The sequence below is a fragment of the Pseudomonas sp. GW823-FHT02F05 genome, from assembly GCF_058797315.1.
The window spans coordinates 18,205-41,534 of sequence record NZ_JBXAJM010000016.1 but is presented as its reverse complement, the minus strand read 5'-3'; the positions used below and the strand labels follow the sequence as shown (position 1 = coordinate 41,534).

At 56.1% G+C, this 23,330-nt stretch carries 35 protein-coding genes; 1 reads left to right on the top strand and 34 read right to left on the bottom strand.

What is annotated here, in order from left to right; translation table 11 throughout:
* Window positions 1-9 precede the first annotated feature (9 nt).
* From tam to AC1RAC_RS19320, 3 genes are all read right to left on the bottom strand, one after another.
* Window positions 10-771: a trans-aconitate 2-methyltransferase gene (gene tam / locus AC1RAC_RS19330; RefSeq protein WP_054896951.1), complete on the bottom strand. Its 762-nt coding sequence runs from the start codon at window positions 769-771 to the stop codon at window positions 10-12.
* Between the two features lie 186 nt (window positions 772-957).
* Window positions 958-1,473, bottom strand: coding sequence for a single-stranded DNA-binding protein (locus AC1RAC_RS19325; RefSeq protein WP_003232445.1), 516 nt, complete (start codon window positions 1,471-1,473; stop codon window positions 958-960).
* A 9-nt stretch (window positions 1,474-1,482) separates the two neighbouring features.
* Window positions 1,483-2,877, bottom strand: coding sequence for an MFS transporter (locus tag AC1RAC_RS19320; protein ID WP_014720149.1), 1,395 nt, complete (start codon window positions 2,875-2,877; stop codon window positions 1,483-1,485).
* Window positions 2,878-3,055: 178 nt separating this feature from the next.
* On the opposite strand from AC1RAC_RS19320, the gene uvrA reads away from it, so the two are divergent.
* Window positions 3,056-5,890, top strand: coding sequence for an excinuclease ABC subunit UvrA (gene uvrA / locus AC1RAC_RS19315; RefSeq protein WP_054918198.1), 2,835 nt, complete (start codon window positions 3,056-3,058; stop codon window positions 5,888-5,890).
* A 67-nt stretch (window positions 5,891-5,957) separates the two neighbouring features.
* Here the strand turns inward: uvrA and bfr are convergent, their stop codons facing one another.
* From bfr to tuf, 31 genes are all read right to left on the bottom strand, one after another.
* Window positions 5,958-6,422 (bottom strand): bacterioferritin, encoded by a 465-nt coding sequence (bfr, locus tag AC1RAC_RS19310; protein WP_003176400.1) that lies wholly within the window; start codon window positions 6,420-6,422, stop codon window positions 5,958-5,960.
* A gap of 155 nt (window positions 6,423-6,577) precedes the next feature.
* Complete coding sequence (locus AC1RAC_RS19305) at window positions 6,578-8,026, bottom strand: catalase (RefSeq protein ID WP_034125919.1); 1,449 nt, start codon at window positions 8,024-8,026, stop codon at window positions 6,578-6,580.
* Window positions 8,027-8,263: 237 nt separating this feature from the next.
* Window positions 8,264-8,650, bottom strand: coding sequence for a 50S ribosomal protein L17 (gene rplQ, locus AC1RAC_RS19300; RefSeq protein ID WP_003176402.1), 387 nt, complete (start codon window positions 8,648-8,650; stop codon window positions 8,264-8,266).
* Window positions 8,651-8,691: 41 nt separating this feature from the next.
* Window positions 8,692-9,693 (bottom strand): DNA-directed RNA polymerase subunit alpha, encoded by a 1,002-nt coding sequence (locus AC1RAC_RS19295; RefSeq protein ID WP_003176403.1) that lies wholly within the window; start codon window positions 9,691-9,693, stop codon window positions 8,692-8,694.
* A gap of 22 nt (window positions 9,694-9,715) precedes the next feature.
* Window positions 9,716-10,336, bottom strand: a complete 621-nt coding sequence (rpsD, locus tag AC1RAC_RS19290; RefSeq protein ID WP_003176404.1) for a 30S ribosomal protein S4 — start codon at window positions 10,334-10,336, stop codon at window positions 9,716-9,718.
* Between the two features lie 18 nt (window positions 10,337-10,354).
* Window positions 10,355-10,744: a 30S ribosomal protein S11 gene (gene rpsK, locus AC1RAC_RS19285; RefSeq protein ID WP_002555466.1), complete on the bottom strand. Its 390-nt coding sequence runs from the start codon at window positions 10,742-10,744 to the stop codon at window positions 10,355-10,357.
* 30 nt (window positions 10,745-10,774) lie between these two features.
* Window positions 10,775-11,131 carry a 30S ribosomal protein S13 gene (rpsM, locus tag AC1RAC_RS19280; protein WP_003194635.1) on the bottom strand — a complete coding sequence of 119 codons (357 nt, stop codon included), beginning with the start codon at window positions 11,129-11,131 and terminating at the stop codon, window positions 10,775-10,777.
* Between the two features lie 129 nt (window positions 11,132-11,260).
* Window positions 11,261-11,377 carry a 50S ribosomal protein L36 gene (gene rpmJ / locus AC1RAC_RS19275; RefSeq protein ID WP_002555468.1) on the bottom strand — a complete coding sequence of 39 codons (117 nt, stop codon included), beginning with the start codon at window positions 11,375-11,377 and terminating at the stop codon, window positions 11,261-11,263.
* A gap of 28 nt (window positions 11,378-11,405) precedes the next feature.
* Window positions 11,406-12,734, bottom strand: coding sequence for a preprotein translocase subunit SecY (secY, locus tag AC1RAC_RS19270; protein WP_003194637.1), 1,329 nt, complete (start codon window positions 12,732-12,734; stop codon window positions 11,406-11,408).
* Entirely contained in the window at window positions 12,735-13,172 is a 438-nt protein-coding gene (gene rplO, locus AC1RAC_RS19265) for a 50S ribosomal protein L15 (RefSeq protein WP_003176407.1), read from the bottom strand.
* Between the two features lie 3 nt (window positions 13,173-13,175).
* A complete protein-coding gene (gene rpmD, locus AC1RAC_RS19260; protein WP_003176408.1) occupies window positions 13,176-13,352 on the bottom strand; it encodes a 50S ribosomal protein L30 in 177 nt (58 codons plus the stop codon).
* A 2-nt stretch (window positions 13,353-13,354) separates the two neighbouring features.
* Window positions 13,355-13,855 carry a 30S ribosomal protein S5 gene (gene rpsE / locus AC1RAC_RS19255; RefSeq protein ID WP_003176409.1) on the bottom strand — a complete coding sequence of 167 codons (501 nt, stop codon included), beginning with the start codon at window positions 13,853-13,855 and terminating at the stop codon, window positions 13,355-13,357.
* 3 nt (window positions 13,856-13,858) lie between these two features.
* Complete coding sequence (gene rplR, locus AC1RAC_RS19250) at window positions 13,859-14,209, bottom strand: 50S ribosomal protein L18 (RefSeq protein WP_003186037.1); 351 nt, start codon at window positions 14,207-14,209, stop codon at window positions 13,859-13,861.
* Between the two features lie 10 nt (window positions 14,210-14,219).
* The gene (gene rplF, locus AC1RAC_RS19245) at window positions 14,220-14,753 is read right to left on the bottom strand and encodes a 50S ribosomal protein L6 (RefSeq protein ID WP_003194640.1); all 534 of its coding nucleotides are present in this window, start codon (window positions 14,751-14,753) and stop codon (window positions 14,220-14,222) included.
* A gap of 12 nt (window positions 14,754-14,765) precedes the next feature.
* Complete coding sequence (gene rpsH / locus AC1RAC_RS19240; protein ID WP_003176413.1) at window positions 14,766-15,158, bottom strand: 30S ribosomal protein S8; 393 nt, start codon at window positions 15,156-15,158, stop codon at window positions 14,766-14,768.
* A 208-nt stretch (window positions 15,159-15,366) separates the two neighbouring features.
* Window positions 15,367-15,672, bottom strand: coding sequence for a 30S ribosomal protein S14 (gene rpsN / locus AC1RAC_RS19235; RefSeq protein ID WP_003176414.1), 306 nt, complete (start codon window positions 15,670-15,672; stop codon window positions 15,367-15,369).
* 13 nt (window positions 15,673-15,685) lie between these two features.
* Window positions 15,686-16,225 carry a 50S ribosomal protein L5 gene (gene rplE / locus AC1RAC_RS19230; protein WP_003194642.1) on the bottom strand — a complete coding sequence of 180 codons (540 nt, stop codon included), beginning with the start codon at window positions 16,223-16,225 and terminating at the stop codon, window positions 15,686-15,688.
* A gap of 22 nt (window positions 16,226-16,247) precedes the next feature.
* On the bottom strand, window positions 16,248-16,562 hold the full coding sequence (rplX, locus tag AC1RAC_RS19225) for a 50S ribosomal protein L24 (RefSeq protein WP_003176416.1): 315 nt from the start codon (window positions 16,560-16,562) through the stop codon (window positions 16,248-16,250).
* Window positions 16,563-16,573: 11 nt separating this feature from the next.
* Window positions 16,574-16,942 (bottom strand): 50S ribosomal protein L14, encoded by a 369-nt coding sequence (rplN, locus tag AC1RAC_RS19220; RefSeq protein ID WP_002555479.1) that lies wholly within the window; start codon window positions 16,940-16,942, stop codon window positions 16,574-16,576.
* A 23-nt stretch (window positions 16,943-16,965) separates the two neighbouring features.
* Window positions 16,966-17,232: a 30S ribosomal protein S17 gene (gene rpsQ, locus AC1RAC_RS19215; protein WP_003194644.1), complete on the bottom strand. Its 267-nt coding sequence runs from the start codon at window positions 17,230-17,232 to the stop codon at window positions 16,966-16,968.
* Between the two features lie 2 nt (window positions 17,233-17,234).
* Window positions 17,235-17,426, bottom strand: a complete 192-nt coding sequence (gene rpmC / locus AC1RAC_RS19210; protein WP_002555481.1) for a 50S ribosomal protein L29 — start codon at window positions 17,424-17,426, stop codon at window positions 17,235-17,237.
* The gene (gene rplP, locus AC1RAC_RS19205) at window positions 17,426-17,839 is read right to left on the bottom strand and encodes a 50S ribosomal protein L16 (protein ID WP_003176421.1); all 414 of its coding nucleotides are present in this window, start codon (window positions 17,837-17,839) and stop codon (window positions 17,426-17,428) included. The genes rpmC and rplP overlap by 1 nt, the downstream gene beginning before the upstream one ends.
* Before the next feature lie 12 nt (window positions 17,840-17,851).
* The gene (rpsC, locus tag AC1RAC_RS19200; protein WP_003176422.1) at window positions 17,852-18,538 is read right to left on the bottom strand and encodes a 30S ribosomal protein S3; all 687 of its coding nucleotides are present in this window, start codon (window positions 18,536-18,538) and stop codon (window positions 17,852-17,854) included.
* 13 nt (window positions 18,539-18,551) lie between these two features.
* Window positions 18,552-18,884 (bottom strand): 50S ribosomal protein L22, encoded by a 333-nt coding sequence (gene rplV / locus AC1RAC_RS19195; RefSeq protein WP_003103908.1) that lies wholly within the window; start codon window positions 18,882-18,884, stop codon window positions 18,552-18,554.
* Between the two features lie 11 nt (window positions 18,885-18,895).
* The gene (rpsS, locus tag AC1RAC_RS19190; RefSeq protein WP_002555486.1) at window positions 18,896-19,171 is read right to left on the bottom strand and encodes a 30S ribosomal protein S19; all 276 of its coding nucleotides are present in this window, start codon (window positions 19,169-19,171) and stop codon (window positions 18,896-18,898) included.
* Window positions 19,172-19,187: 16 nt separating this feature from the next.
* Window positions 19,188-20,012: a 50S ribosomal protein L2 gene (rplB, locus tag AC1RAC_RS19185; protein ID WP_003186055.1), complete on the bottom strand. Its 825-nt coding sequence runs from the start codon at window positions 20,010-20,012 to the stop codon at window positions 19,188-19,190.
* Between the two features lie 14 nt (window positions 20,013-20,026).
* Entirely contained in the window at window positions 20,027-20,326 is a 300-nt protein-coding gene (gene rplW / locus AC1RAC_RS19180) for a 50S ribosomal protein L23 (RefSeq protein ID WP_002555488.1), read from the bottom strand.
* Complete coding sequence (gene rplD / locus AC1RAC_RS19175) at window positions 20,323-20,925, bottom strand: 50S ribosomal protein L4 (RefSeq protein ID WP_003176424.1); 603 nt, start codon at window positions 20,923-20,925, stop codon at window positions 20,323-20,325. Before rplD ends, rplW begins: the two co-directional genes overlap by 4 nt.
* A 12-nt stretch (window positions 20,926-20,937) precedes the next feature.
* Window positions 20,938-21,573, bottom strand: coding sequence for a 50S ribosomal protein L3 (gene rplC / locus AC1RAC_RS19170; RefSeq protein ID WP_003194649.1), 636 nt, complete (start codon window positions 21,571-21,573; stop codon window positions 20,938-20,940).
* Between the two features lie 81 nt (window positions 21,574-21,654).
* Complete coding sequence (gene rpsJ, locus AC1RAC_RS19165; RefSeq protein WP_003186070.1) at window positions 21,655-21,966, bottom strand: 30S ribosomal protein S10; 312 nt, start codon at window positions 21,964-21,966, stop codon at window positions 21,655-21,657.
* Between the two features lie 158 nt (window positions 21,967-22,124).
* Entirely contained in the window at window positions 22,125-23,318 is a 1,194-nt protein-coding gene (gene tuf / locus AC1RAC_RS19160; RefSeq protein WP_005791980.1) for an elongation factor Tu, read from the bottom strand.
* Window positions 23,319-23,330: the final 12 nt, after the last annotated feature.

Here is a 23,330-nt window from a genome sequence, read left to right as displayed (position 1 = left end):
CTGATCGCTTTAGCGTGTGGCAATGATGAACAGCCGCGGAAAGGGCAACAACACCGTGCCATCGGCCAGGGCTGGATAAGCCTGGGTAATTCGCGCCTGGTATTGCTGCAGGAAGGCGGCTTTTTCATCGTCCGTCAACGGCGCAAGAAAAGGCCGCAATGCCGAAGCCTTGAACCACTCCACCACCGCCGCGTGGTCCGCCAAGGGGTGTTGATAGGTGGTGCGCCACACGTCCACGGTACTGCAATGCTTGCTCAGCAGTTCGTAGTAGTAACTGGCGGTGTGCCGTTCATTGTGTTTGACCGCCCCTATCTTTGCCGACCATGGGCCATCGGCCGCGACTTCTCGGGCCAGGCGATGAGCGGGCTCGTCAAGGTTGTCCGGGGTTTGCACCGCCAGCGTACCGCCTGGGTTCAGTTGGTGGACCAAATGCGGGTAGAGCGTGGCGTGGTCGGGCAGCCATTGCAGCGAGGCATTGGCCAGAATCACATCCAAGCGTTGCGCAGGATGCCAGGCGCCGATGTCCGCCAGCTCGAAGTTCAACCTGGGCAGGCGCTTGCGGGCGTCTGCCAACATGTCATCGGAGCTGTCCATGCCAGTGACGTGCGCTTGGGGGAAACGCTCGGCCAGCACTTCAGTGGAGTTTCCCGGCCCGCACCCCAGGTCGACTGCGGTGCCCACGTCGGTGTTGGGAATTGCCGCAACCAGGTCACGGACGGGGCGAGTGCGCTGCTGTTCGAACATCGTGTACTGCTTGGCGGACCAGGTCATCACAGCCTTCCTTCTTTGTTAGAGGTGGCGCCAGCCTAAATCTTGTGAGCCATGAGAACAAATGCTGGGGTTGGTGTGCTGCCTGTACAAAGGCACCCCGCGCGCGACGCCTGCCACGTCGACCATAAAAAACCCCCGATGCTTTCGCTATCGGGGGTTTTGTTTGTTCAGGGTCGGTCTTGGACCTTAGAACGGGATATCGTCATCAAAGCTGTCGAAATCCGGAGCCGGTTGCGGAGCAGCCTGTTGTGGTGCTGGGCGCGACTCACGCTGTGGCTGCTGGCTTGGCTGCGGACGCGACTGCTGTGGGCGCGGTGCCGAGTTGGACATGCCGCCCTGGCCCTGTTGGTCGCCCTGTGGACGGCCGCCCAGCAGTTGCATGGTGCCTTGCATGTCGACCACGATTTCGGTGGTGTAACGCTTGATGCCGTCTTTTTCCCACTCGCGGGTTTGCAGTTTGCCTTCGATGTACACCTGCGAACCTTTGCGCAGGTATTCACCGGCGATCTCCGCAACCTTGCCGAACATCGACACGCGGTGCCATTCGGTCTTCTCGACCTTCTGGCCGGTCTGCTTGTCGGTCCACTGTTCGCTGGTCGCCAGGCTCAGGTTGGTCACGGCGTTACCGTTAGGCAAGTAGCGAACTTCGGGATCCTGGCCGCAAGTACCGACCAATATGACTTTGTTAACCCCACGGGCCATAACGTTCTCCTAGGCTGGGCGCGCTGTCGGCACTGGGTTGACCAGTTGCTCGAGCGTCGCGCGATCCAATAATTCGGTGTCCAATTTGATGTAAATGGCCGCCTCTTCAGCGACCACGACTGCATCCGTTACCCCTACGACAGCCTTCAGGCGCTCTACCAGGCCGGCTTCGCGGATCGCCTCGGGCGATAGCGGCAAACGCAGACTGGTGACGTAGGGAGGTTCGCGCATGGTAACAGCAAAGACCAGCCAAAGTGCAGCCAGCCCGGCGCATCCGAGGAACACAACCGACAAACCGCCATGCTGGAACATCCAGCCGCCCATGATGCCGCCCAACGCGGAACCCAGGAACTGGCTGGTGGAATACACCCCCATGGCCGTGCCCTTGCCGCCTGCCGGTGAAACTTTACTGATCAGTGACGGCAACGACGCTTCGAGCAGGTTGAAGGCGGTGAAAAACACCACCGTACCGATCACCAATGCTCGCAGGCTGTCGCCGAACTGCCAGAAGAATAGTTCAGTGAGCATCAATGTCGCGACGGCGCCGAGTAAAACTCGTTTCATTTTGCGTTTCTTCTCGCCATAGATGATGAACGGGATCATGGCGAAGAACGAAATCAACAGCGCAGTGAGGTAGACCCACCAGTGCTGCTCCTTGGGCAGGCCGGCTTTTTCCACCAGGGCCAGGGGCAAGGCGACGAAGCTGCACATCAGCATGGCGTGTAATACGAAGATACCTAAATCCAGGCGCAGCAGGTCCGGGTGCTTGAGCGTGGGAAGCAACGCCTTGCGTGCGACGCCCGATTCACGATGCTGCAGGGTACCGGTGGAGCGCGGCACCATAAAGGCAACGATCAGGATGCCAAACAACGCCATGCCGCCCGTGGCCAGGAACAGCCCATGCAAGCCGAACGCGCGCGTGAGCAAGGGCCCGACCACCATGGCCACGGCAAACGACAGGCCGATGGTCATGCCGATCATCGCCATGGCCTTGGTGCGGTGTTGTTCGCGGGTCAGGTCCGACAGCAGCGCCATCACGGCGGCGGAAATCGCACCGGCGCCCTGCAGGATGCGGCCGGCGATCACGCCCCAGATCGAATCGGATTGGGCCGCTAGCACACTGCCAAGGGCGAATACGATCAGCCCGAGATAGATCACCGGGCGACGGCCAATGCGGTCGGAAATAATCCCGAACGGGATCTGGAAAATCGCCTGGGTCAGGCCATAGGCACCAATCGCCAGGCCGATCAAGGCGGGGGTCGCACCTGCGAGATCCATCCCATAGGTGGCCAGCACTGGCAACACCATAAACATGCCCAGCATACGGAAGGCGAACACCAGGGCCAGCCCGCTTGCCGCTCGGGTCTCGCCGCTACTCATGCGTTCGCTGTGGGGATCGTGCATGGAAAAACCTCGTGTGAACCGGCGGCGATTCTACCAGTCCCATCGATTGAGAGGGTATATGCGGCGCTTTGCCGCGCAGCTTTCATGTAAGGCTGCAGGCGGCGTTTTGACAGTGTATATTCATCCAGTCTTTAGCCGTATACTCCGGCATCATTTACGCCCGCCGTGCGAGGCCATCTTGGACAAGATCCTGATTCGTGGGGCTAGAACCCACAACCTGAAGAACATCGACCTGACCCTGCCCCGGGACAAACTGATCGTCATCACCGGCTTGTCCGGCTCCGGCAAATCGTCCCTGGCGTTCGACACGCTGTATGCCGAAGGTCAGCGCCGCTATGTGGAATCCCTGTCGGCCTACGCCCGGCAGTTCCTGTCGATGATGGAAAAGCCCGATGTCGACACCATTGAAGGCCTGTCGCCGGCTATTTCCATCGAGCAGAAATCCACGTCCCACAACCCGCGCTCCACCGTGGGTACCATTACCGAGATCTACGACTACCTGCGCCTGCTCTACGCACGCGTGGGTATCCCCCGCTGCCCGGACCACGATATCCCCCTGGAAGCTCAGACCGTCAGCCAGATGGTCGACCTGGTGCTGGCCCAGCCCGAAGGCGCCAAGCTGATGCTGCTGGCGCCTGTCATTCGCGAGCGCAAGGGCGAACACCTGTCGGTCTTCGAAGAGCTGCGTGCCCAGGGCTTTGTACGTGCGCGCATCAACGGCAAGCTCTATGAGCTGGACGAAGCGCCGAAGCTGGACAAGCAGAAAAAGCACTCCATTGATGTGGTGGTCGACCGATTCAAGGTGCGTGCCGACTTGCAGCAGCGTTTGGCGGAATCGTTCGAAACCGCGCTGAAGCTGGCCGATGGCATTGCCCTGGTAGCGCCGATGGATGACGAGCCGGGCGAAGAGATCATCTTCTCCGCGCGCTTTGCGTGCCCGATCTGTGGCCATGCCATCAGTGAGCTGGAACCCAAGCTGTTTTCCTTCAACAACCCGGCCGGCGCCTGCCCGACTTGCGACGGCCTGGGTGTGAAGCAGTTTTTCGATATCAAGCGCCTGGTCAATGGTGACCTGACCCTGGCCGAGGGGGCGATACGCGGATGGGACAGACGTAACGTCTACTACTTCCAGATGCTTGGGTCGTTGGCCTCCCACTACAAGTTCAGCCTGGAAGTACCGTTCAACCAACTCCCGGCAGACCAGCAGAAGGTCATTCTAAATGGCAGCGGTTCGCAGAATGTCGACTTCAAATACCTGAACGATCGCGGTGATATCGTCAAGCGCTCGCACCCGTTCGAAGGCATCGTGCCGAACCTGGAACGCCGTTACCGCGAAACCGAATCGGCGAGCGTGCGCGAGGAGCTGGCGAAGTTCCTCAGCACACAGCCATGCCCGGATTGCCGTGGCACGCGCCTGCGCCGTGAAGCCCGGCATGTATGGGTGGGCGAGAAGACCTTGCCTGCAGTAACCAACCTGCCGATCGGCGATGCCTGTGAATACTTTGGCGTGCTGAAGCTGACCGGTCGTCGTGGCGAAATTGCCGACAAGATCCTCAAGGAGATTCGCGAGCGGTTGCAGTTCCTGGTCAACGTGGGCCTGGACTATCTGTCGCTGGACCGCAGTGCCGATACCCTGTCTGGCGGTGAGGCACAGCGCATTCGCCTGGCCAGCCAGATCGGCGCGGGCCTTGTGGGCGTGCTGTATATCCTCGACGAGCCGTCGATTGGCTTGCACCAACGAGATAACGACCGCCTGCTGGGCACGCTGAAACACCTGCGCGATATCGGCAATACCGTGATCGTGGTGGAGCATGATGAAGACGCTATCCGCCTGGCGGACTACGTGGTCGATATCGGCCCCGGCGCGGGCGTGCATGGTGGCCATATCGTTGCTGAAGGCACGCCTGCCGAGGTGATGGCACATCCTGATTCACTGACCGGCAAATACTTGTCGGGGCGTGTGAAGATTGAAGTACCCGCCAAGCGAACGCCGCGTAACAAGAAGATGGCGCTGCATCTCAAGGGCGCGCGCGGGAACAACCTGCGCAATGTCGACCTGGAGATTCCGCTGGGCCTGCTGACCTGCGTGACCGGTGTTTCCGGTTCGGGCAAGTCGACGCTGATCAACAACACCCTGTTCCCACTGAGTGCCACCGCCCTGAATGGCGCGACCACCCTGGAAGCGGCGGCTCACGACAGCATCAAGGGCCTGGAACATCTGGACAAGGTGGTCGACATCGACCAGAGCCCGATTGGGCGTACGCCTCGCTCCAACCCAGCCACCTACACCGGGCTGTTTACCCCTATCCGTGAGTTGTTCGCTGGCGTGCCAGAGTCGCGCTCACGGGGTTATGGGCCGGGCCGCTTCTCGTTCAACGTCAAGGGCGGCCGCTGTGAAGCGTGCCAGGGCGATGGCCTGATCAAGGTGGAAATGCACTTCCTGCCGGACATCTACGTGCCGTGCGATGTGTGCAAGAGCAAGCGCTACAACCGCGAGACCCTGGAGATCAAGTACAAGGGCAAGAGCATCCACGAGACCTTGGAAATGACGATCGAGGAAGCTCGCGAGTTCTTCGACGCAGTGCCGGCGCTGGCGCGCAAGCTGCAGACGCTGATGGATGTGGGCCTGTCGTACATCAAGCTGGGGCAGTCAGCGACCACGCTGTCGGGTGGCGAGGCGCAGCGGGTCAAGCTGTCTCGCGAGCTGTCCAAGCGTGATACCGGCAAAACCTTGTATATCCTCGATGAGCCGACCACTGGCCTGCACTTCGCGGATATCCAGCAGTTGCTGGACGTACTGCACCGCTTGCGGGACCACGGCAATACCGTGGTGGTGATCGAGCACAACCTTGATGTGATCAAGACTGCCGACTGGCTGGTAGACCTGGGGCCAGAAGGTGGTTCTAAGGGTGGCCAGATCATCGCAGTGGGCACTCCGGAGCAGGTTTCCGAAATGCCTCAATCGCACACCGGTTACTACTTGAAACCGTTGCTGGAACGCGACAGGGCCTGATTTTTTCATCGCCCAATAAAAAGCCCCTGCCACTTTGCGGTGACGGGGGCTTTTTTATAGCCGGGAATCAGAACTGCGATTGCAGGTAATTTTCCAGGCCGATCAACTTGATCAGGCCCAACTGCTTTTCCAGCCAGTAGGTGTGATCTTCTTCGGTGTCATTCAACTGCACCCGCAATATTTCCCGGGTGACATAGTCGTTGTGCTGTTCGCAAAGCTCAATGCCCTTGCAGAGTGCGGCACGGACCTTGTACTCAAGGCGAAGATCGGCAGCGAGCATGTCAGGCACTGTGGTACCCACGTCCAGATCATCAGGACGCATACGCGGCGTGCCTTCGAGCATCAGAATGCGGCGCATCAGGGCGTCAGCGTGCTGTGCCTCTTCTTCCATTTCGTGGTTGATACGCTCATAGAGCTCGGTAAAGCCCCAGTCTTCGTACATACGCGAATGGATGAAATATTGGTCACGAGCTGCCAGTTCGCCCGTCAGCAACGTGTTGAGGTAATCGATTACGTCGGGGTGACCTTGCATCGCCCTACATCTCCCTGCTTGAAAGACTGTAGTTTGAACCATGCTGACTTGAAGGTCACGGGACAAACGGCAGAAAAGTGAAGATTTCCGGAGAAAAGTAGCTGAAATAACGCAAAAACCGCCCAAATGAGGGCGGTTCTGCTTATCGTTTAGAGTCAGTTAAGCGATACACCCAGTGCCCTTGCGATTGCGTCTCCGTAAGCCGGGTCGGCCTTATAGAAGTGCTGCAGTTGACGCTGGACCACATCGCTGGAAACGCCACCCATAGCACCGGCGATGTTATTGGTGAGCAGGGCTTTCTGCTCATCATTCATCAGACGGAACAGCGCACCGGCGTGGCTGTAGTAGTCCGTATCTTCGCGGTGATCGTAACGATCGGCGGCGCCGCTCAGGGCCAGTGCTGGCTCTGCATATTGTGGGGCTTGTTTCGGTGCGTCGGCATAGCTGTTTGGCTCGTAGTTCGGAGCCGCCCCACCATTGCTGCCGAAAGCCATGGAACCGTCACGCTGGTAGCTGTTAACCGGGCTACGTGGTGCGTTCACCGGCAGTTGCTGGTGGTTAGTGCCCACACGATAACGGTGAGCATCGGCGTAGGCGAAAACTCGACCTTGGAGCATACGGTCTGGCGACAGGCCAACGCCTGGGACCATGTTGCTTGGGCCAAATGCAGCCTGCTCAACTTCTGCGAAGTAGTTCTGCGGATTACGGTTGAGCTCCAGCTCACCCACTTCAATCAACGGGAACTCTTTTTGCGACCAGGTCTTGGTCACATCAAACGGGTTCTCGTAATGGGCATTCGCCTGCGCCTCGGTCATGATCTGGATGCACACGCGCCACTTGGGGAAGTCACCGCGCTCGATTGCACCAAACAGATCGCGCTGGGCGTAGTCAGGATCGGTACCCGCCAAGCGGGCAGCCTCGGCCGGCGCCAGGTTCTTGATGCCTTGCTTGGTCTTGTAGTGCCACTTCACCCAATGACGCTCGCCCTGGGCATTGATCAGACTGTAAGTGTGGCTGCCGAAACCATGCATGTGGCGATAGCCGTCCGGGATGCCACGGTCCGAAAATAGGATGGTGACCTGATGCAGCGCCTCTGGTGAGTGCGACCAGAAGTCCCACATCATCTGCGCGCTCTTCAGGTTGCTCTGCGGCAGGCGTTTCTGGGTGTGGATAAAATCCGGGAACTTCAGCGGATCACGGATAAAGAACACAGGGGTGTTGTTACCGACGATGTCCCAGTTGCCTTCCTCGGTGTAGAACTTCAAGGCGAAGCCACGTGGATCGCGCTCAGTGTCGGCCGAACCCCGCTCTCCACCTACCGTGGAGAAACGCAGGAACGTAGGGGTCTGCTTGCCAACGGACTCGAACAATTTGGCGCTGGTGTATTGGGTAATGTCTTTTGTCACCGTGAAGGTCCCGAAGGCACCCGAACCTTTGGCGTGCACGCGACGCTCAGGGATGTTTTCACGGTTGAAGTGAGCGAGCTTCTCGATCAGGTGAAAATCGTCGAGCAGCAAGGGGCCACGAGGGCCGGCGGAACGTGAGTTCTGATTGTCGGCAACGGGCGCGCCGCTGGCGGTGGTAAGGACTTTATTCTGGCTCATGCGCATCTTCCTCAGGTCGGGCTTGAAACTGCCGGCTAATCGGCTTGGAGGGAGTATTGACCATCCACATGACACCTACAAATTCATTAAATTGTAGGCTTCAATAGAAAATAACTACCAACATGCCCGACGCTTATAGTGAAGCGTGTCGCCTGAAGATTCTTGTACGCAACGCGCTTTTGTTACGCGCACAAAAAACCGGGCACTAGGCCCGGTTCTTCGTTGCAGCTTGTCGTATTACTCGGCGCTTACAGCTTCGCCGGCAGTAGCACGATCAACCAACTCGACGTACGCCATAGGCGCGTTGTCGCCAGCGCGGAAACCGCACTTGAGGATGCGCAGGTAGCCGCCCTCACGGGTAGCGTAACGCTTGCCCAGGTCGTTGAAGAGCTTACCAACGATAGCTTTCGAACGAGTACGGTCGAAAGCCAGACGGCGGTTAGCCAGGCTGTCTGTCTTGGCCAAAGTGATCAGCGGCTCAGCAACGCGACGCAGTTCTTTAGCTTTCGGCAGTGTAGTTTTGATCAGCTCGTGCTCGAACAGCGACACCGCCATGTTTTGGAACATGGCCTTGCGGTGCGAGCTGGTACGGCTCAGGTGACGACCACTTTTACGATGACGCATGGTTCATTCCTTACCAAACTCACGTTCGGTGATTACGACGATCAGGCAGTCGCCTTGTCGTCCTTCTTAAGACTTGCAGGCGGCCAGTTGTCGAGGCGCATGCCGAGGGACAGACCGCGGGAGGCCAGAACGTCCTTGATTTCAGTCAAGGATTTCTTGCCCAGGTTCGGAGTCTTCAACAGTTCTACTTCGGTGCGCTGGATCAGGTCACCGATGTAGTAAATGTTTTCCGCCTTAAGGCAGTTAGCCGAACGTACAGTCAGTTCCAGATCGTCAACCGGGCGAAGCAGGATCGGATCGATCTCGTCTTCCTGCTCGATTACCACTGGTTCGCTGTCACCTTTGAGGTCGACGAACGCAGCCAACTGCTGTTGCAGAATGGTTGCAGCGCGGCGGATAGCCTCTTCAGGATCCAGGGTACCGTTGGTTTCCAGATCAATAACCAGCTTGTCCAGGTTAGTACGCTGCTCGACACGGGCGTTTTCCACCACGTATGCGATACGGCGAACCGGGCTGAACGAAGAGTCAAGCTGCAAGCGACCAATGCTGCGGCTTTCGTCTTCATCGCTCTGACGCGAGTCGGCCGGTTCATAACCACGACCACGAGCTACAGTGAGCTTCATGTTCAGGGCGCCGTTAGACGCCAGGTTAGCGATTACGTGATCGGGGTTAACGATCTCGACATCATGATCCAGCTGAATATCGGCAGCGGTAACCACCCCCGAACCCTTCTTCGACAAGGTCAGCGTAACTTCGTCACGGCCGTGCAGCTTGATAGCCAGACCTTTAAGGTTCAACAGGATTTCAATTACGTCTTCCTGTACACCTTCGATGGCGCTGTACTCGTGGAGCACACCGTCAATCTCGGCCTCGACTACTGCACAGCCGGGCATTGAGGACAACAGGATGCGGCGCAGCGCGTTGCCCAGGGTGTGGCCAAAACCACGCTCGAGAGGCTCGAGAGTAATTTTGGCGCGGGTTGGACTGACAACCTGCACATCAATGTGGCGGGGTGTCAGGAACTCATTTACCGAAATCTGCATGGATGCACCTATTTTCTAGCCCTTACTTGGAGTAGAGCTCGACAATCAGGCTTTCGTTGATGTCGGCGGACAGATCACTGCGAGCAGGAACGTTCTTGAAAACGCCCGACTTCTTCTCAGTGTCTACTTCTACCCATTCTACGCGGCCACGTTGGGCACACAGATCGAGAGCTTGGACAATGCGAAGTTGGTTTTTTGCTTTCTCGCGAACTGCGACCACGTCACCAGCACGAACCTGGTAGGACGGAACGTTTACGGTCTGACCGTTAACGCTGATCGACTTGTGCGATACCAGCTGACGGGATTCGGCACGAGTCGAACCAAAGCCCATACGGTATACAACGTTGTCCAAACGGCATTCGAGCAGTTGCAGCAGGTTTTCACCGGTTGCACCTTTCTTGCCAGCAGCTTCTTTGTAGTAGCCGCTGAACTGACGCTCGAGAACGCCGTAGATACGACGGACCTTCTGCTTTTCACGCAGTTGGGTGCCGTAGTCGGACTGGCGACCGCGGCGTTGGCCGTGGATACCAGGTGCTGCTTCAATGTTGCACTTCGATTCGATCGCGCGCACGCCGCTCTTCAGGAAGAGATCGGTGCCTTCGCGACGAGCGAGTTTGCATTTTGGACCAATGTAACGAGCCATTCTTTACAATCTCCTGGATTACACGCGGCGCTTCTTCGGCGGACGGCACCCGTTGTGCGGGATTGGCGTCACGTCGGTGATGCTGGCGATCTTATAGCCACAGCCGTTCAAAGCACGGACAGCAGACTCACGACCTGGACCTGGACCTTTGACGTTAACGTCGAGGTTTTTCAGGCCATATTCCAGCGCAGCTTGACCAGCACGTTCAGCAGCTACTTGAGCAGCAAACGGGGTGGACTTGCGGGAACCGCGGAAACCCGAACCACCGGAGGTAGCCCAAGAAAGCGCGTTACCTTGACGGTCGGTGATGGTCACGATGGTGTTGTTAAAAGATGCATGGATGTGGGCGATGCCATCAACCACTGTCTTTTTAACTTTTTTACGAGGACGAGCAGCAGGTTTTGCCATGATAATTTTCCTGTCGATTCGCTGGGGCGATTACTTGCGGATCGGCTTACGCGGACCTTTACGGGTACGCGCGTTAGTCTTGGTACGCTGACCGCGTACTGGAAGACCACGACGATGACGCAGACCGCGATAGCAACCGAGGTCCATCAAACGCTTGATTTTCATGTTGATTTCGCGACGCAGGTCACCTTCAGTGGTGAACTTCGCCACTTCGCCACGCAGCTGTTCAATCTGCTCGTCGCTCAGATCCTTGATCTTAGCGGCTGGGTTTACCCCAGCAACTGCGCAAATTTTCTGCGCAGTAGTGCGACCAACACCATAGATGTAGGTCAGCGAGATAACAGTGTGCTTGTTATCTGGAATGTTAACGCCTGCAATACGGGCCATTCAGTGGGACTCCAATTGACAGCTACCTACGCCCCGGAAGCCAAGAAATAGGGCGCGAGATAATATCGCTGTAATAACAAATAATCAACCCGGCAGCGCACTAGCTGCCGGGCTTCAAGCGGATCACACTCAGCCTTGGCGCTGTTTGTGACGCGGTTCCGCGCTGCAAATTACTCGAACAACACCTTCGCGGCGAATAATCTTGCAGTTACGGCACAGCTTTTTCACCGATGCACGAACTTTCATCACCAACTCCTCGAACCTTATGGGGTACTCAGCGCAACATGCCGCTGCCGTAGCCCTTCAGGTTGGCTTTCTTCATCAGGGATTCGTACTGGTGCGAAACGAGGTGCGATTGTACTTGGGACATGAAGTCCATCACAACCACGACCACGATCAGCAACGAGGTCCCGCCAAGGTAGAACGGAACGTTTGCTGCAACCACCAGGAACTGGGGCAACAAGCACACGGCCGTCATATATAGAGCACCGAACAGGGTCAAACGGGTCAGAACGCCATCAATGTAGCGTGCCGACTGCTCACCTGGACGGATGCCCGGAATAAAGGCACCGGACTTCTTCAGGTTTTCCGCTACGTCTTTCGGATTGAACATCAACGCCGTATAGAAGAAGCAGAAGAAAATAATCCCTGCACTAAACAGCAGAATATTCAACGGCTGACCAGGAGCGATCGACTGAGAGAGGTCCTGCAGCCAGCCCATATTTTCAGACTGACCAAACCAGGTACCCAACGAAGCCGGAAACAGCAAGATGCTGCTCGCGAAAATTGCCGGAATAACACCGGCCATATTCACTTTCAGCGGCAAGTGGCTGGTCTGCGCAGCAAAGACCTTACGGCCCTGCTGACGCTTGGCGTAGTGAACAGCAATACGACGCTGGCCACGCTCAATGAACACCACAAAACCGATAATCGCTACTGCCAGCAAACCGATGGCAACCAAGGCGAAGATATTGATATCACCCTGACGCGCAGACTCGAAAGACTGCCCGATTGCTCTCGGAAGACCGGCGACGATACCTGCGAAAATCAACATCGAGATACCGTTGCCAACACCACGCTCAGTAATCTGCTCACCCAGCCACATCATGAACATCGCACCAGCCACAAACGTGGATACCGCGACGAAATGGAAGCCAAAGTCACCAGTGAACGCAACGCCCTGCCCTGCCAGGCCAACGGACATGCCGATAGCTTGAACCAGGGCGAGGACGACAGTGCCGTAGCGGGTGTACTGGCTAATCTTGCGACGGCCAGCTTCACCTTCCTTCTTCAACTGCTCCAGCTGCGGGCTGACGGCTGTCATCAGCTGCATGATGATCGATGCCGAGATATACGGCATGATCCCCAGTGCAAAGATGCTCATCCGCTCCAGCGCGCCGCCGGAAAACATGTTGAACAAGCTAAGAATGGTCCCCTCATTCTGTCGAAACAGGTCTGCGAGTCGGTCCGGGTTGATACCTGGAACCGGGATGTGTGCGCCTATTCGGTAGACGATAATCGCCAGGAACAGAAAACGCAGACGAGCCCAAAGTTCAGACATACCGCCTTTGCCGAGCGCTGAGAGAGCACCTTGCTTAGCCATTTATTCCTCGAACTTGCCGCCAGCTGCTTCGATAGCCGAACGCGCACCTTTGGTGGCGCCGATTCCCTTGCCGATAGTGACAGCGCGAGTCACTTCACCGGACAGCATGATTTTCACACGCTGTACGTTGACGTTGATCACGTTGGCATCTTTCAGGGTCTGCACAGTAACGATGTCGCCTTCCACTTTAGCCAGCTCGGACAGACGCACTTCTGCGCGATCCATAGCTTTCAGGGACACGAAACCGAACTTAGGCAGGCGACGATGCAGCGGCTGTTGACCGCCTTCAAAGCCTGGAGCAATGGTGCCACCGGAGCGGGAGGTTTGACCCTTGTGGCCACGGCCACCGGTCTTACCCAAACCACTACCGATACCACGGCCCGGACGATGCTTTTCGCGACGGGAACCCGGCGCTGGACTCAGATCATTGAGTTTCATCGATTAACCCTCTACACGCAGCATGTAGTAAGCCTTGTTGATCATCCCGCGATTCTCGGGAGTATCCTGGACTTCTACAGTGTGACCGATGCGACGCAGACCCAAACCTTTAACGCACAATTTGTGGTTAGGGATGCGGCCGGTCATGCTTTTGATCAGCGTTACTTTAACGGTAGCCATGATCAGAAGATCTCCTTGACAGTCAGGCCACGCTTGGCAGCGATGGACTCAGGAGATTGCATAGCCTTCAGACCCTTGAAAGTGGCGTGAACCACGTTTACCGGGTTAGTCGAGCCGTAGCACTTGGCCAGAACGTTCTGAACGCCAGCAACTTCGAGGACAGCACGCATAGCGCCGCCAGCGATGATACCGGTACCTTCAGAAGCAGGCTGCATGTACACCTTCGAAGCGCCGTGAGCGGACTTCATTGCGTACTGCAGAGTGGTGCCGTTCAGATCAACTTGGATCATGTTGCGACGAGCAGCTTCCATTGCCTTCTGGATCGCAGCAGGCACTTCACGTGACTTGCCACGGCCGAAGCCAACACGCCCTTTACCATCACCCACCACGGTCAACGCGGTGAAAGTGAAGATACGGCCGCCTTTAACGGTTTTGGCTACGCGGTTAACTTGAACCAGCTTCTCAATGTAGCCTTCGTCGCGCTTTTGGTCGTTATTTGACATAACTTAGAACTCCAGCCCAGCTTCACGAGCAGCATCAGCCAGCGCTTTCACGCGGCCATGGTACTTGAAGCCAGAGCGGTCGAAAGCCACTTGCGAGACGCCAGCGGCCTTAGCACGCGTAGCGACCAGCTGGCCAACCTTTGTGGCCGCGTCGATGTTGCCAGTGGCACCATCACGCAGTTCTTTATCCAAAGTCGAGGCGCTTGCCAGGACTTTGTTGCCGTCGGCCGAGATGACCTGGGCGTAGATGTGCTGCGACGAGCGGAACACGCAGAGACGCACGACTTCGAGTTCGTGCATTTTCAGGCGTGCTTTGCGAGCGCGACGCAGTCGAGTAACTTTTTTGTCGGTCATTTGCTATGCCCTACTTCTTCTTGGCTTCTTTACGACGGACGACTTCGTCCGCGTAGCGCACACCTTTGCCTTTGTACGGCTCTGGTGGACGGAAGTCGCGGATCTCAGCGGCCACTTGACCTACCAGCTGCTTGTCGATGCCCTTGATCAGGATATCGGTCTGGCTAGGAGTCTCAGCAGTGATGCCCGCTGGCAGTTCGTAATCCACTGGGTGCGAGAAGCCAAGGGCAAGGTTCAAAACCGTGCCTTTTGCTTGCGCTTTGTAACCAACACCGACCAGCTGGAGCTTACGCTCGAAGCCTTGGCTTACGCCTTGGACCATGTTGTTTACCAACGCACGCGTGGTACCGGCCATTGCGCGAGTTTGTTGATCGCCATTGCGAGCAGCGAAACGCAGCTCACCAGCTTCTTCAACGATCTCAACGGACGAATGGATGTTCAGTTCAAGAGTACCCTTGGCACCCTTCACCGAAAGCTGTTGGCCTGCGAATTTGACTTCGACACCGGCTGGCAGCTTAACGGGGTTCTTAGCGACGCGAGACATGCTTATCCCCCCTTAGAACACAGTGCAAAGAACTTCGCCGCCGACACCGGCAGCGCGCGCAGCACGATCCGTCATCACACCTTTGTTGGTGGAGACGATAGACACGCCCAGACCGCCACGAACTTTCGGCAGATCTTCAGCGGACTTGTACTGACGCAGGCCTGGACGGCTAACGCGCTTCACTTCCTCGATGACCGAACGGCCTTCGAAGTACTTCAGCTCGATGGACAGCAGTGGTTTGATTTCGCTGCTGATCTGATAACCCGCAATGTAGCCTTCGTCTTTCAGGACTTTGGCAACAGCTACCTTCAACTTGGAAGATGGCATGCTTACGACGGACTTTTCAGCCATCTGGGCATTACGGATACGAGTTAGCATGTCCGCTAACGGGTCCTGCATACTCATGGGCTAGACGCTCCTAATACAAAAAAATTAGCCTTGCGGCTACATATGTCGCCGAGAATCTCCGAGCACAAAAAACACGGGCTCAGGCGAGCCGCGTATTTTAGACATACTCCAGAAATGAAACAAGCCCCAAAAGGGGCTTGATCCAGATTCAAGGTCACCGGCGGTCAGTATCTTGCGATTCCGACCACCTGGACGTTGAAAGTACTTACCAGCTGGCTTTAACCAGACCTGGTACGTCACCACGCATTGCCGCTTCACGCAGTTTGTTACGGCCGAGGCCGAACTTGCGGTAAACGCCGTGTGGACGACCGGTCAGGCGGCAGCGGTTACGCATGCGCGAAGCGCTTGCGTCACGTGGCTGCTTCTGCAGAGCAACTGTAGCTTCCCAACGCGCTTCTGGACTTGCGTTCAGATCAACGATGATTGCTTTCAGTGCTGCACGCTTCTTGGCGTACTTGGCAACCGTGAGCTGACGCTTCAGCTCGCGGTTTTTCATGCTCATCTTGGCCATGGTCCTACTCCAATCAGTTGCGGAACGGGAATTTGAACGCACGCAGCAGAGCGCGGCCTTCATCATCGTTCTTGGCAGTGGTGGTCAGGGTGATGTCCAGACCGCGGAGAGCATCGATCTTGTCGTAGTCGATTTCCGGGAAGATGATCTGCTCTTTCACGCCCATGCTGTAGTTACCACGACCATCGAAGGACTTGGCATTCAGGCCGCGGAAGTCGCGGACCCGAGGCAGGGAGATCGACAGCAGACGATCCAGGAATTCGTACATACGCTCACGGCGCAGAGTCACTTTGACGCCGATCGGCCAACCTTCACGGACTTTAAAGCCAGCGATGGATTTCCGAGCGTAAGTCACAACGACTTTTTGACCGGTGATCTTTTCCAGGTCAGCAACAGCGTGCTCGATGACTTTTTTGTCGCCGATCGCTTCGCCCAGACCCATGTTCAGGGTGATTTTGGTGACGCGCGGAACTTCCATCACGTTCCCGAGCTTAAGTTCTTCCTTAAGCTTAGGGGCGATTTCCTTCCGGTAAATCTCTTGTAGTCGTGCCATGGTCTAATCTACCTAGCAGTGTTCAAGCATCAACCGCTTTTTGGGTCGACTTGAAGACACGAATTTTCTTACCGTCTTCTACTTTGAAACCAACGCGGTCAGCCTTGTTGGTTTCGCCGTTGAAGATGGCGACGTTAGAAGCATCCAGCGGAGCTTCTTTCTCGACGATACCGCCCTGCACGCCCGACATCGGGTTAGGCTTGGTATGACGCTTGACCAGGTTCAGACCACCGATAACCAGACGGTTATTAGCGAGAACCTTAAGCACCTTACCGCGCTTACCTTTGTCTTTGCCGGCGATCACGATGATCTCGTCGTCACGACGAATCTTTTGCATGTCGGATCTCCTTACAGCACTTCTGGGGCGAGCGAGACGATCTTCATGAACTTCTCAGTACGAAGTTCACGGGTCACTGGCCCAAAGATACGGGTGCCGATCGGCTCTTGCTTGTTGTTCAGAAGAACAGCAGCGTTGCCATCAAAGCGGATAATGGAGCCATCAGCACGACGTACGCCGTGACGAGTGCGGACTACAACAGCAGTCATCACTTGGCCTTTTTTCACCTTACCGCGAGGAATTGCTTCCTTCACGGTAACTTTGATGATGTCACCGATACCAGCGTAACGACGATGGGAGCCACCCAGCACCTTGATGCACATAACACGGCGAGCGCCGCTGTTATCGGCCACATCGAGCATGGATTGAGTCTGAATCATATAATTTCTCCGACCCCTAGTCCTTAGACTTCCACAGCGCGTTCGAGAACATCAACCAGTGCCCAAGACTTGGTCTTGGCCATCGGACGAGTTTCACGAATAGTGACTTTGTCGCCGATGTGGCACTGATTGGTTTCGTCGTGCGCGTGCAGCTTAGTCGAACGCTTAACATATTTACCGTAGATCGGGTGCTTAACGCGACGCTCGATCAAAACGGTGATGGTTTTGTCCATCTTGTCGCTGACAACACGGCCAGTCAGCGTACGGACAGTCTTTTCGGCTTCAGCCATGATCACTTACCTGCCTGCTGGTTGAGCACAGTCTTCACGCGAGCGATGTCACGCTTAACTTGCGAGAGCAGATGAGACTGCCCCAACTGGCCAGTTGCTTTCTGCATACGCAGATTGAACTGGTCGCGCAGCAGGCCGAGCAGTTGCTCGTTCAGCTGCTGTGCGGATTTTTCACGAAGTTCATTCGCTTTCATCACATCACCGTCCGTTTAACAAAGGAGGTGGCGAGCGGCAGCTTTGCAGCAGCCAGGGCGAAAGCCTCACGCGCCAGCTCTTCAGAAACACCCTCGATTTCATACAGGACTTTGCCTGGCTGAATCTGGGCTACCCAGTATTCCACGTTACCCTTACCTTTACCCATCCGAACCTCGAGAGGTTTTTTGGAGATCGGCTTGTCCGGGAATACACGGATCCAGATCTTGCCGCCACGTTTTACGTGACGGGTCAGAGCACGACGCGCTGACTCGATCTGACGAGCGGTGAGACGACCACGAGCTACAGACTTCAGCGCGAACTCGCCGAAGCTGACTTTGCTACCGCGCTGAGCCAGACCACGGTTGTGGCCTGTCATCTGCTTGCGGAACTTCGTACGCTTAGGTTGCAACATTTGGCGTACCCCTTACTTAGCAGCTTTTTTACGAGGCGCTGGTGCTTGTGGTTTCAGTTCTTCTTGGCGACCACCAATTACTTCGCCTTTGAAGATCCAAACCTTTACACCGATCACACCGTAAGTGGTGTGAGCTTCGTAGTTGGCATAGTCGATGTCGGCACGCAGGGTGTGCAGTGGCACACGACCTTCGCGATACCATTCAGTACGTGCGATTTCAGCACCGCCGAGACGACCGCTCACTTGGATTTTGATGCCTTTGGCACCAATGCGCATGGCGTTCTGTACGGCGCGCTTCATAGCGCGACGGAACATTACGCGACGCTCCAGCTGCTGAGCTACGCTCTGCGCAACCAGCATACCGTCGAGCTCCGGCTTGCGGATCTCTTCGATATTGATGTGCACAGGCACACCCATTTGCTTGGTCAGGTCCTGACGCAGTTTCTCAACATCTTCACCTTTCTTCCCGATAACGATACCTGGACGAGCGGTGTGGATGGTGATACGTGCAGTTTGGGCCGGACGATGGATATCGATACGGCTTACGGACGCGCTTTTTAGTTTGTCTTGGAGATACTCACGCACCTTCAGATCAGCGAACAAGTAGTCCGCATAAGTCCGACCGTCTGCGTACCAGACGGAGGTGTGCTCCTTGACGATTCCCAGGCGAATGCCAATGGGATGTACTTTCTGACCCATCTCTTCGACTCCGTTACTTGTCAGCAACCTTGACAGTGATATGGCAAGACCGCTTGACGATGCGATCAGCACGGCCTTTGGCACGTGGCATGATGCGCTTCAGCGAACGCCCTTCGTTGACGAAAACGGTGCTGACCTTCAGGTCATCAACGTCTGCGCCTTCGTTATGCTCGGCGTTGGCTACGGCCGACTCCAGCACTTTCTTCATGATCTCGGCGGCTTTCTTACTGCTGAAAGCCAACAGGTTGAGCGCTTCGCCCACCTTCTTCCCGCGGATCTGGTCGGCGACCAAGCGGGCTTTCTGGGCGGAGATTCGAGCGCCCGACAACTTAGCGGCTACTTCCATTTCCTAACCCCTTAACGCTTGGCTTTCTTGTCTGCCACGTGCCCACGATAAGTGCGGGTACCGGCAAACTCGCCCAGTTTGTGGCCGACCATGTCTTCGTTAACGAGAACTGGGACGTGTTGACGACCGTTGTGTACTGCGATGGTCAGACCGACCATTTGTGGCAGGATCATCGAACGACGCGACCAGGTCTTAACTGGTTTGCGATCGTTCTTTTCCGCCGCCACTTCGATCTTCTTCAGTAGGTGAAGATCAATAAAAGGACCTTTTTTCAGAGAACGTGGCACTGTCGTATCCCTCTATTTACTTGCGACGACGGACGATCATTTTGTCGGTACGCTTATTACCACGAGTCTTCGCGCCCTTAGTCGGGAAGCCCCATGGCGATACCGGATGACGACCACCAGAGGTACGACCTTCACCACCACCGTGTGGGTGGTCAACCGGGTTCATGGCAACACCACGAACGGTTGGGCGAACGCCACGCCAGCGTTTGGCACCAGCTTTACCCAACGAACGCAGGCTGTGCTCGGAGTTCGAGACTTCGCCCAGGGTCGCACGGCATTCAGCCAGTACTTTACGCATCTCACCAGAACGCAGACGCAGGGTCACGTAGACACCTTCACGAGCGATCAACTGAGCCGAAGCACCAGCGGAACGAGCGATCTGTGCGCCTTTACCTGGCTTCAATTCGATGCCGTGTACGGTGCTACCAACTGGAATGTTACGCAGTTGCAGAGCGTTGCCCGGCTTGATCGGTGCCAGAGCACCTGCGATCAGCTGGTCGCCAGCACTCACGCCTTTAGGGGCGATGATGTAGCGACGCTCGCCATCTGCGTACAGCAGCAGAGCGATGTGAGCAGTACGGTTTGGATCGTATTCGATACGCTCGACAGTGGCAGCGATGCCATCTTTGTCGTTGCGACGGAAGTCGACCAGACGATAATGCTGCTTATGGCCACCACCGATGTGACGAGTGGTAATACGACCATTGTTGTTACGACCACCAGACTTCGATTTTTTCTCGAGCAGCGGTGCGTGAGGAGCGCCTTTATGCAGCTCCTGGTTGACCACCTTGACCACAAAACGGCGGCCAGGGGAAGTCGGTTTGCATTTAACGATTGCCATGATGCACCCCTTCCTTACTCAGCACTGCTGCTGAAATCGAGATCTTGGCCTGGCTGAAGGGAGATAACCGCCTTCTTCCAGTCATTACGCTTGCCCAGACCGCGAGCAGTGCGCTTGCTCTTACCCAGAACATTCAGGGTAGTAACACGCTCTACTTTCACGCTGAACAGGCTTTCGACGGCCTTCTTGATTTCCAGCTTGGTTGCGTCAGTTGCAACCTTGAAAACGAACTGGCCTTTCTTGTCAGCCAGAACCGTAGCCTTTTCGGAAACGTGCGGGCCAAGCAGAACTTTAAATACGCGTTCCTGGTTCATCCCAGCAGCTCCTCGAATTTCTTCACGGCCGACACGGTGATCAACACCTTGTCGTATGCGATCAGACTAACTGGATCGGAACCTTGCACGTCACGTACATCAACGTGTGGCAGGTTGCGAGCAGCCAGGTACAGGTTCTGATCAACAGCTTCGGACACGATCAAAACGTCGGTCAGGCTCATGTTGTTCAGTTTGCCCAGCAGATCTTTGGTTTTTGGACTTTCAACAGCGAAGTCCTGAACCACGACCAGACGATCAGTACGCACGAGTTCAGCAAGGATGGAGCGCAGTGCTGCGCGGTACATCTTCTTGTTGAGCTTCTGAGAGTGATCCTGTGGACGAGCTGCGAAAGTGGTACCGCCGCCACGCCAGATTGGGCTACGGATAGTACCGGCACGAGCACGGCCAGTGCCTTTCTGACGCCAAGGGCGCTTACCGCCACCACGTACGTCGGAACGGGTCTTTTGCTGCTTGCTACCTTGACGGCCGCCGGCCATGTAGGCCACGACTGCTTGGTGAACGAGCGTCTCGTTGAATTCGCCGCCAAATGTCAGTTCGGAAACTTCGATCGCTTGAGCGTCATTTACATTTAATTGCATGTCAGCTTCCCCTTAACCGCGAGCCTTGGCCGCTGGACGTACAACCAGGTTGCCGCCAGTAGCGCCAGGAACAGCACCCTTGACCAACAACAGATTGCGTTCAGCGTCGACGCGCACTACTTCGAGGGACTGCACGGTCACGCGCTCAGCGCCCATATGACCGGACATTTTTTTGCCCTTGAATACACGACCAGGAGTCTGGCACTGGCCAATAGAGCCCGGGACGCGGTGGGAAACGGAGTTACCGTGAGTGTTGTCTTGACCACGGAAATTCCAACGCTTGATCGTACCCTGGAAGCCTTTACCCTTGGACTGACCGGTTACATCAACCAGTTGACCAGCGGCGAAGATTTCAGCGTTGATCAGATCGCCAGCTTGGTAGTCGCCGTCTTCAAGACGGAACTCCATGACAGTACGACCAGCTGCAACGTTTGCTTTAGCGAAGTGACCTGCTTGAGCAGCAGTCACGCGCGAAGCACGACGCTCGCCGACAGTGACTTGCACTGCACGATAGCCATCGGTTTCTTCAGTTTTGAACTGGGTGACGCGATTCGGTTCGATCTCAATGACCGTGACCGGAATGGAGACACCTTCTTCGGTGAAAATACGGGTCATACCGCATTTACGACCGACTACACCAATAGTCATGTTGTAAACCTCATGAGTGTACGGGGCTTTCACCCGCTATGGCCGCCCATTTCAGAGCGTTACACGACTAAGACCCAAGTCTTAGCCGAGGCTGATCTGTACTTCCACACCGGCCGCCAGATCGAGCTTCATAAGTGCATCAACGGTTTTATCCGTTGGCTGGACGATGTCCAGTACGCGCTTATGAGTACGGATCTCGTACTGGTCACGCGCGTCTTTGTTGACGTGCGGGGAGACCAGAACGGTGAACCGCTCTTTACGGGTAGGCAGTGGAATTGGACCACGCACTTGAGCACCAGTACGTTTCGCGGTTTCCACGATTTCCTGGGTGGATTGGTCGATCAGGCGATGGTCAAAAGCCTTCAACCTGATACGGATTTGCTGATTTTGCATTGGATTTCAGACTCCGGCTGCTATTCCCACCGGGCGCAATACGCCCGTTAAAAGGAGGCGCAATTCTATAGACGCCCTAGATAGGTGTCAACCCAATAAAAAAGGCCCCCGCTAAGCGGGGGCCTTTTCAAAACATCAGAGCTCACTCAAAAGAGAGATTACTCGATGATTTTAGCTACAACGCCAGCACCAACGGTACGGCCGCCTTCACGGATAGCGAAGCGCAGACCGTCTTCCATTGCGATGGTTTTGATCAGGGTAACAGTCATTTGAATGTTATCGCCTGGCATTACCATTTCAACGCCTTCTGGCAATTCGCAGTTACCGGTCACGTCAGTAGTACGGAAGTAGAACTGTGGACGGTAGCCTTTGAAGAACGGAGTATGACGGCCGCCTTCTTCTTTGCTCAGAACGTAAACTTCTGCGGTGAACTTGGTGTGCGGCTTGACCGAACCCGGCTTAACCAGAACCTGGCCACGCTCAACGTCGTCACGCTTGGTACCACGCAGCAGAACGCCGCAGTTCTCGCCAGCACGACCTTCGTCGAGCAGTTTGCGGAACATTTCAACACCGGTGCAGGTGGTGACAGTAGTGTCACGCAGACCAACGATTTCCAGTGGATCCTGAACGCGAACGATACCGCGCTCGATACGACCAGTCACAACAGTACCGCGACCGGAGATCGAGAATACGTCTTCGATTGGCATCAGGAACGGCTTGTCGGTCAGACGAACTGGTTCTGGGATGTAGCTGTCCAGAGTTTCAACCAGTTTACGAACGGCAGTGGTGCCCATTTCGTTTTCGTCGTTGCCTTCCAGAGCCATACGAGCAGAACCGATGATGATCGGAGTGTCGTCGCCCGGGAAGTCGTAAGTGCTCAGCAGATCGCGCACTTCCATCTCAACCAGTTCCAGCAGCTCAGCGTCGTCTACCAGGTCAGCCTTGTTCAGGAAAACCACGATGTACGGAACGCCAACCTGGCGGGACAGCAGGATGTGCTCACGGGTTTGTGGCATCGGACCATCAGCGGCCGAGCAAACCAGGATAGCGCCGTCCATCTGGGCAGCACCAGTGATCATGTTCTTCACGTAGTCAGCGTGACCTGGGCAGTCAACGTGAGCGTAGTGACGAATAGTCGAGTTGTACTCAACGTGCGCGGTGTTGATGGTGATACCACGAGCTTTTTCTTCTGGTGCGCTGTCGATCTTGTCGAAGTCAACACGAGCCGAACCGAAAACTTCGGAGCAGACGCGAGTCAGAGCAGCGGTCAGAGTGGTTTTACCGTGGTCAACGTGGCCGATGGTGCCAACGTTTACGTGCGGTAGGGAACGATCAAATTTTTCTTTAGCCACGACAATTAACTC

What these genes read in the sequence shown, in the direction of transcription:
- tam (WP_054896951.1), bottom strand. Translation starts at nt 771, where the DNA reads ATGACCTGGTCCGCCAAGCAGTACACGATGTTCGAACAGCAGCGCACT.
- AC1RAC_RS19325 (WP_003232445.1), bottom strand. Translation starts at nt 1,473, where the DNA reads ATGGCCCGTGGGGTTAACAAAGTCATATTGGTCGGTACTTGCGGCCAG.
- AC1RAC_RS19320 (WP_014720149.1), bottom strand. Translation starts at nt 2,877, where the DNA reads ATGCACGATCCCCACAGCGAACGCATGAGTAGCGGCGAGACCCGAGCG.
- bfr (WP_003176400.1), bottom strand. Translation starts at nt 6,422, where the DNA reads ATGCAAGGTCACCCCGACGTAATCGATTACCTCAACACGTTGCTGACG.
- AC1RAC_RS19305 (WP_034125919.1), bottom strand. Translation starts at nt 8,026, where the DNA reads ATGAGCCAGAATAAAGTCCTTACCACCGCCAGCGGCGCGCCCGTTGCC.
- rplQ (WP_003176402.1), bottom strand. Translation starts at nt 8,650, where the DNA reads ATGCGTCATCGTAAAAGTGGTCGTCACCTGAGCCGTACCAGCTCGCAC.
- AC1RAC_RS19295 (WP_003176403.1), bottom strand. Translation starts at nt 9,693, where the DNA reads ATGCAGATTTCGGTAAATGAGTTCCTGACACCCCGCCACATTGATGTG.
- rpsD (WP_003176404.1), bottom strand. Translation starts at nt 10,336, where the DNA reads ATGGCTCGTTACATTGGTCCAAAATGCAAACTCGCTCGTCGCGAAGGC.
- rpsK (WP_002555466.1), bottom strand. Translation starts at nt 10,744, where the DNA reads ATGGCAAAACCTGCTGCTCGTCCTCGTAAAAAAGTTAAAAAGACAGTG.
- rpsM (WP_003194635.1), bottom strand. Translation starts at nt 11,131, where the DNA reads ATGGCCCGTATTGCAGGCGTTAACATTCCAGATAACAAGCACACTGTT.
- rpmJ (WP_002555468.1), bottom strand. Translation starts at nt 11,377, where the DNA reads ATGAAAGTTCGTGCATCGGTGAAAAAGCTGTGCCGTAACTGCAAGATT.
- secY (WP_003194637.1), bottom strand. Translation starts at nt 12,734, where the DNA reads ATGGCTAAGCAAGGTGCTCTCTCAGCGCTCGGCAAAGGCGGTATGTCT.
- rplO (WP_003176407.1), bottom strand. Translation starts at nt 13,172, where the DNA reads ATGAAACTCAATGATCTGAGTCCAGCGCCGGGTTCCCGTCGCGAAAAG.
- rpmD (WP_003176408.1), bottom strand. Translation starts at nt 13,352, where the DNA reads ATGGCTACCGTTAAAGTAACGCTGATCAAAAGCATGACCGGCCGCATC.
- rpsE (WP_003176409.1), bottom strand. Translation starts at nt 13,855, where the DNA reads ATGTCAAATAACGACCAAAAGCGCGACGAAGGCTACATTGAGAAGCTG.
- rplR (WP_003186037.1), bottom strand. Translation starts at nt 14,209, where the DNA reads ATGACCGACAAAAAAGTTACTCGACTGCGTCGCGCTCGCAAAGCACGC.
- rplF (WP_003194640.1), bottom strand. Translation starts at nt 14,753, where the DNA reads ATGTCTCGCGTCGCTAAGAACCCCGTTAAGCTGCCAGCCGGTGTCGAA.
- rpsH (WP_003176413.1), bottom strand. Translation starts at nt 15,158, where the DNA reads ATGAGTATGCAGGACCCGTTAGCGGACATGCTAACTCGTATCCGTAAT.
- rpsN (WP_003176414.1), bottom strand. Translation starts at nt 15,672, where the DNA reads ATGGCCAAGATGAGCATGAAAAACCGCGAGCTGAAGCGTCAGCTCACG.
- rplE (WP_003194642.1), bottom strand. Translation starts at nt 16,225, where the DNA reads ATGGCACGACTACAAGAGATTTACCGGAAGGAAATCGCCCCTAAGCTT.
- rplX (WP_003176416.1), bottom strand. Translation starts at nt 16,562, where the DNA reads ATGCAAAAGATTCGTCGTGACGACGAGATCATCGTGATCGCCGGCAAA.
- rplN (WP_002555479.1), bottom strand. Translation starts at nt 16,942, where the DNA reads ATGATTCAGACTCAATCCATGCTCGATGTGGCCGATAACAGCGGCGCT.
- rpsQ (WP_003194644.1), bottom strand. Translation starts at nt 17,232, where the DNA reads ATGGCTGAAGCCGAAAAGACTGTCCGTACGCTGACTGGCCGTGTTGTC.
- rpmC (WP_002555481.1), bottom strand. Translation starts at nt 17,426, where the DNA reads ATGAAAGCGAATGAACTTCGTGAAAAATCCGCACAGCAGCTGAACGAG.
- rplP (WP_003176421.1), bottom strand. Translation starts at nt 17,839, where the DNA reads ATGTTGCAACCTAAGCGTACGAAGTTCCGCAAGCAGATGACAGGCCAC.
- rpsC (WP_003176422.1), bottom strand. Translation starts at nt 18,538, where the DNA reads ATGGGTCAGAAAGTACATCCCATTGGCATTCGCCTGGGAATCGTCAAG.
- rplV (WP_003103908.1), bottom strand. Translation starts at nt 18,884, where the DNA reads ATGGAAGTAGCCGCTAAGTTGTCGGGCGCTCGAATCTCCGCCCAGAAA.
- rplB (WP_003186055.1), bottom strand. Translation starts at nt 20,012, where the DNA reads ATGGCAATCGTTAAATGCAAACCGACTTCCCCTGGCCGCCGTTTTGTG.
- rplW (WP_002555488.1), bottom strand. Translation starts at nt 20,326, where the DNA reads ATGAACCAGGAACGCGTATTTAAAGTTCTGCTTGGCCCGCACGTTTCC.
- rplD (WP_003176424.1), bottom strand. Translation starts at nt 20,925, where the DNA reads ATGCAATTAAATGTAAATGACGCTCAAGCGATCGAAGTTTCCGAACTG.
- rplC (WP_003194649.1), bottom strand. Translation starts at nt 21,573, where the DNA reads ATGACTATTGGTGTAGTCGGTCGTAAATGCGGTATGACCCGTATTTTC.
- rpsJ (WP_003186070.1), bottom strand. Translation starts at nt 21,966, where the DNA reads ATGCAAAATCAGCAAATCCGTATCAGGTTGAAGGCTTTTGACCATCGC.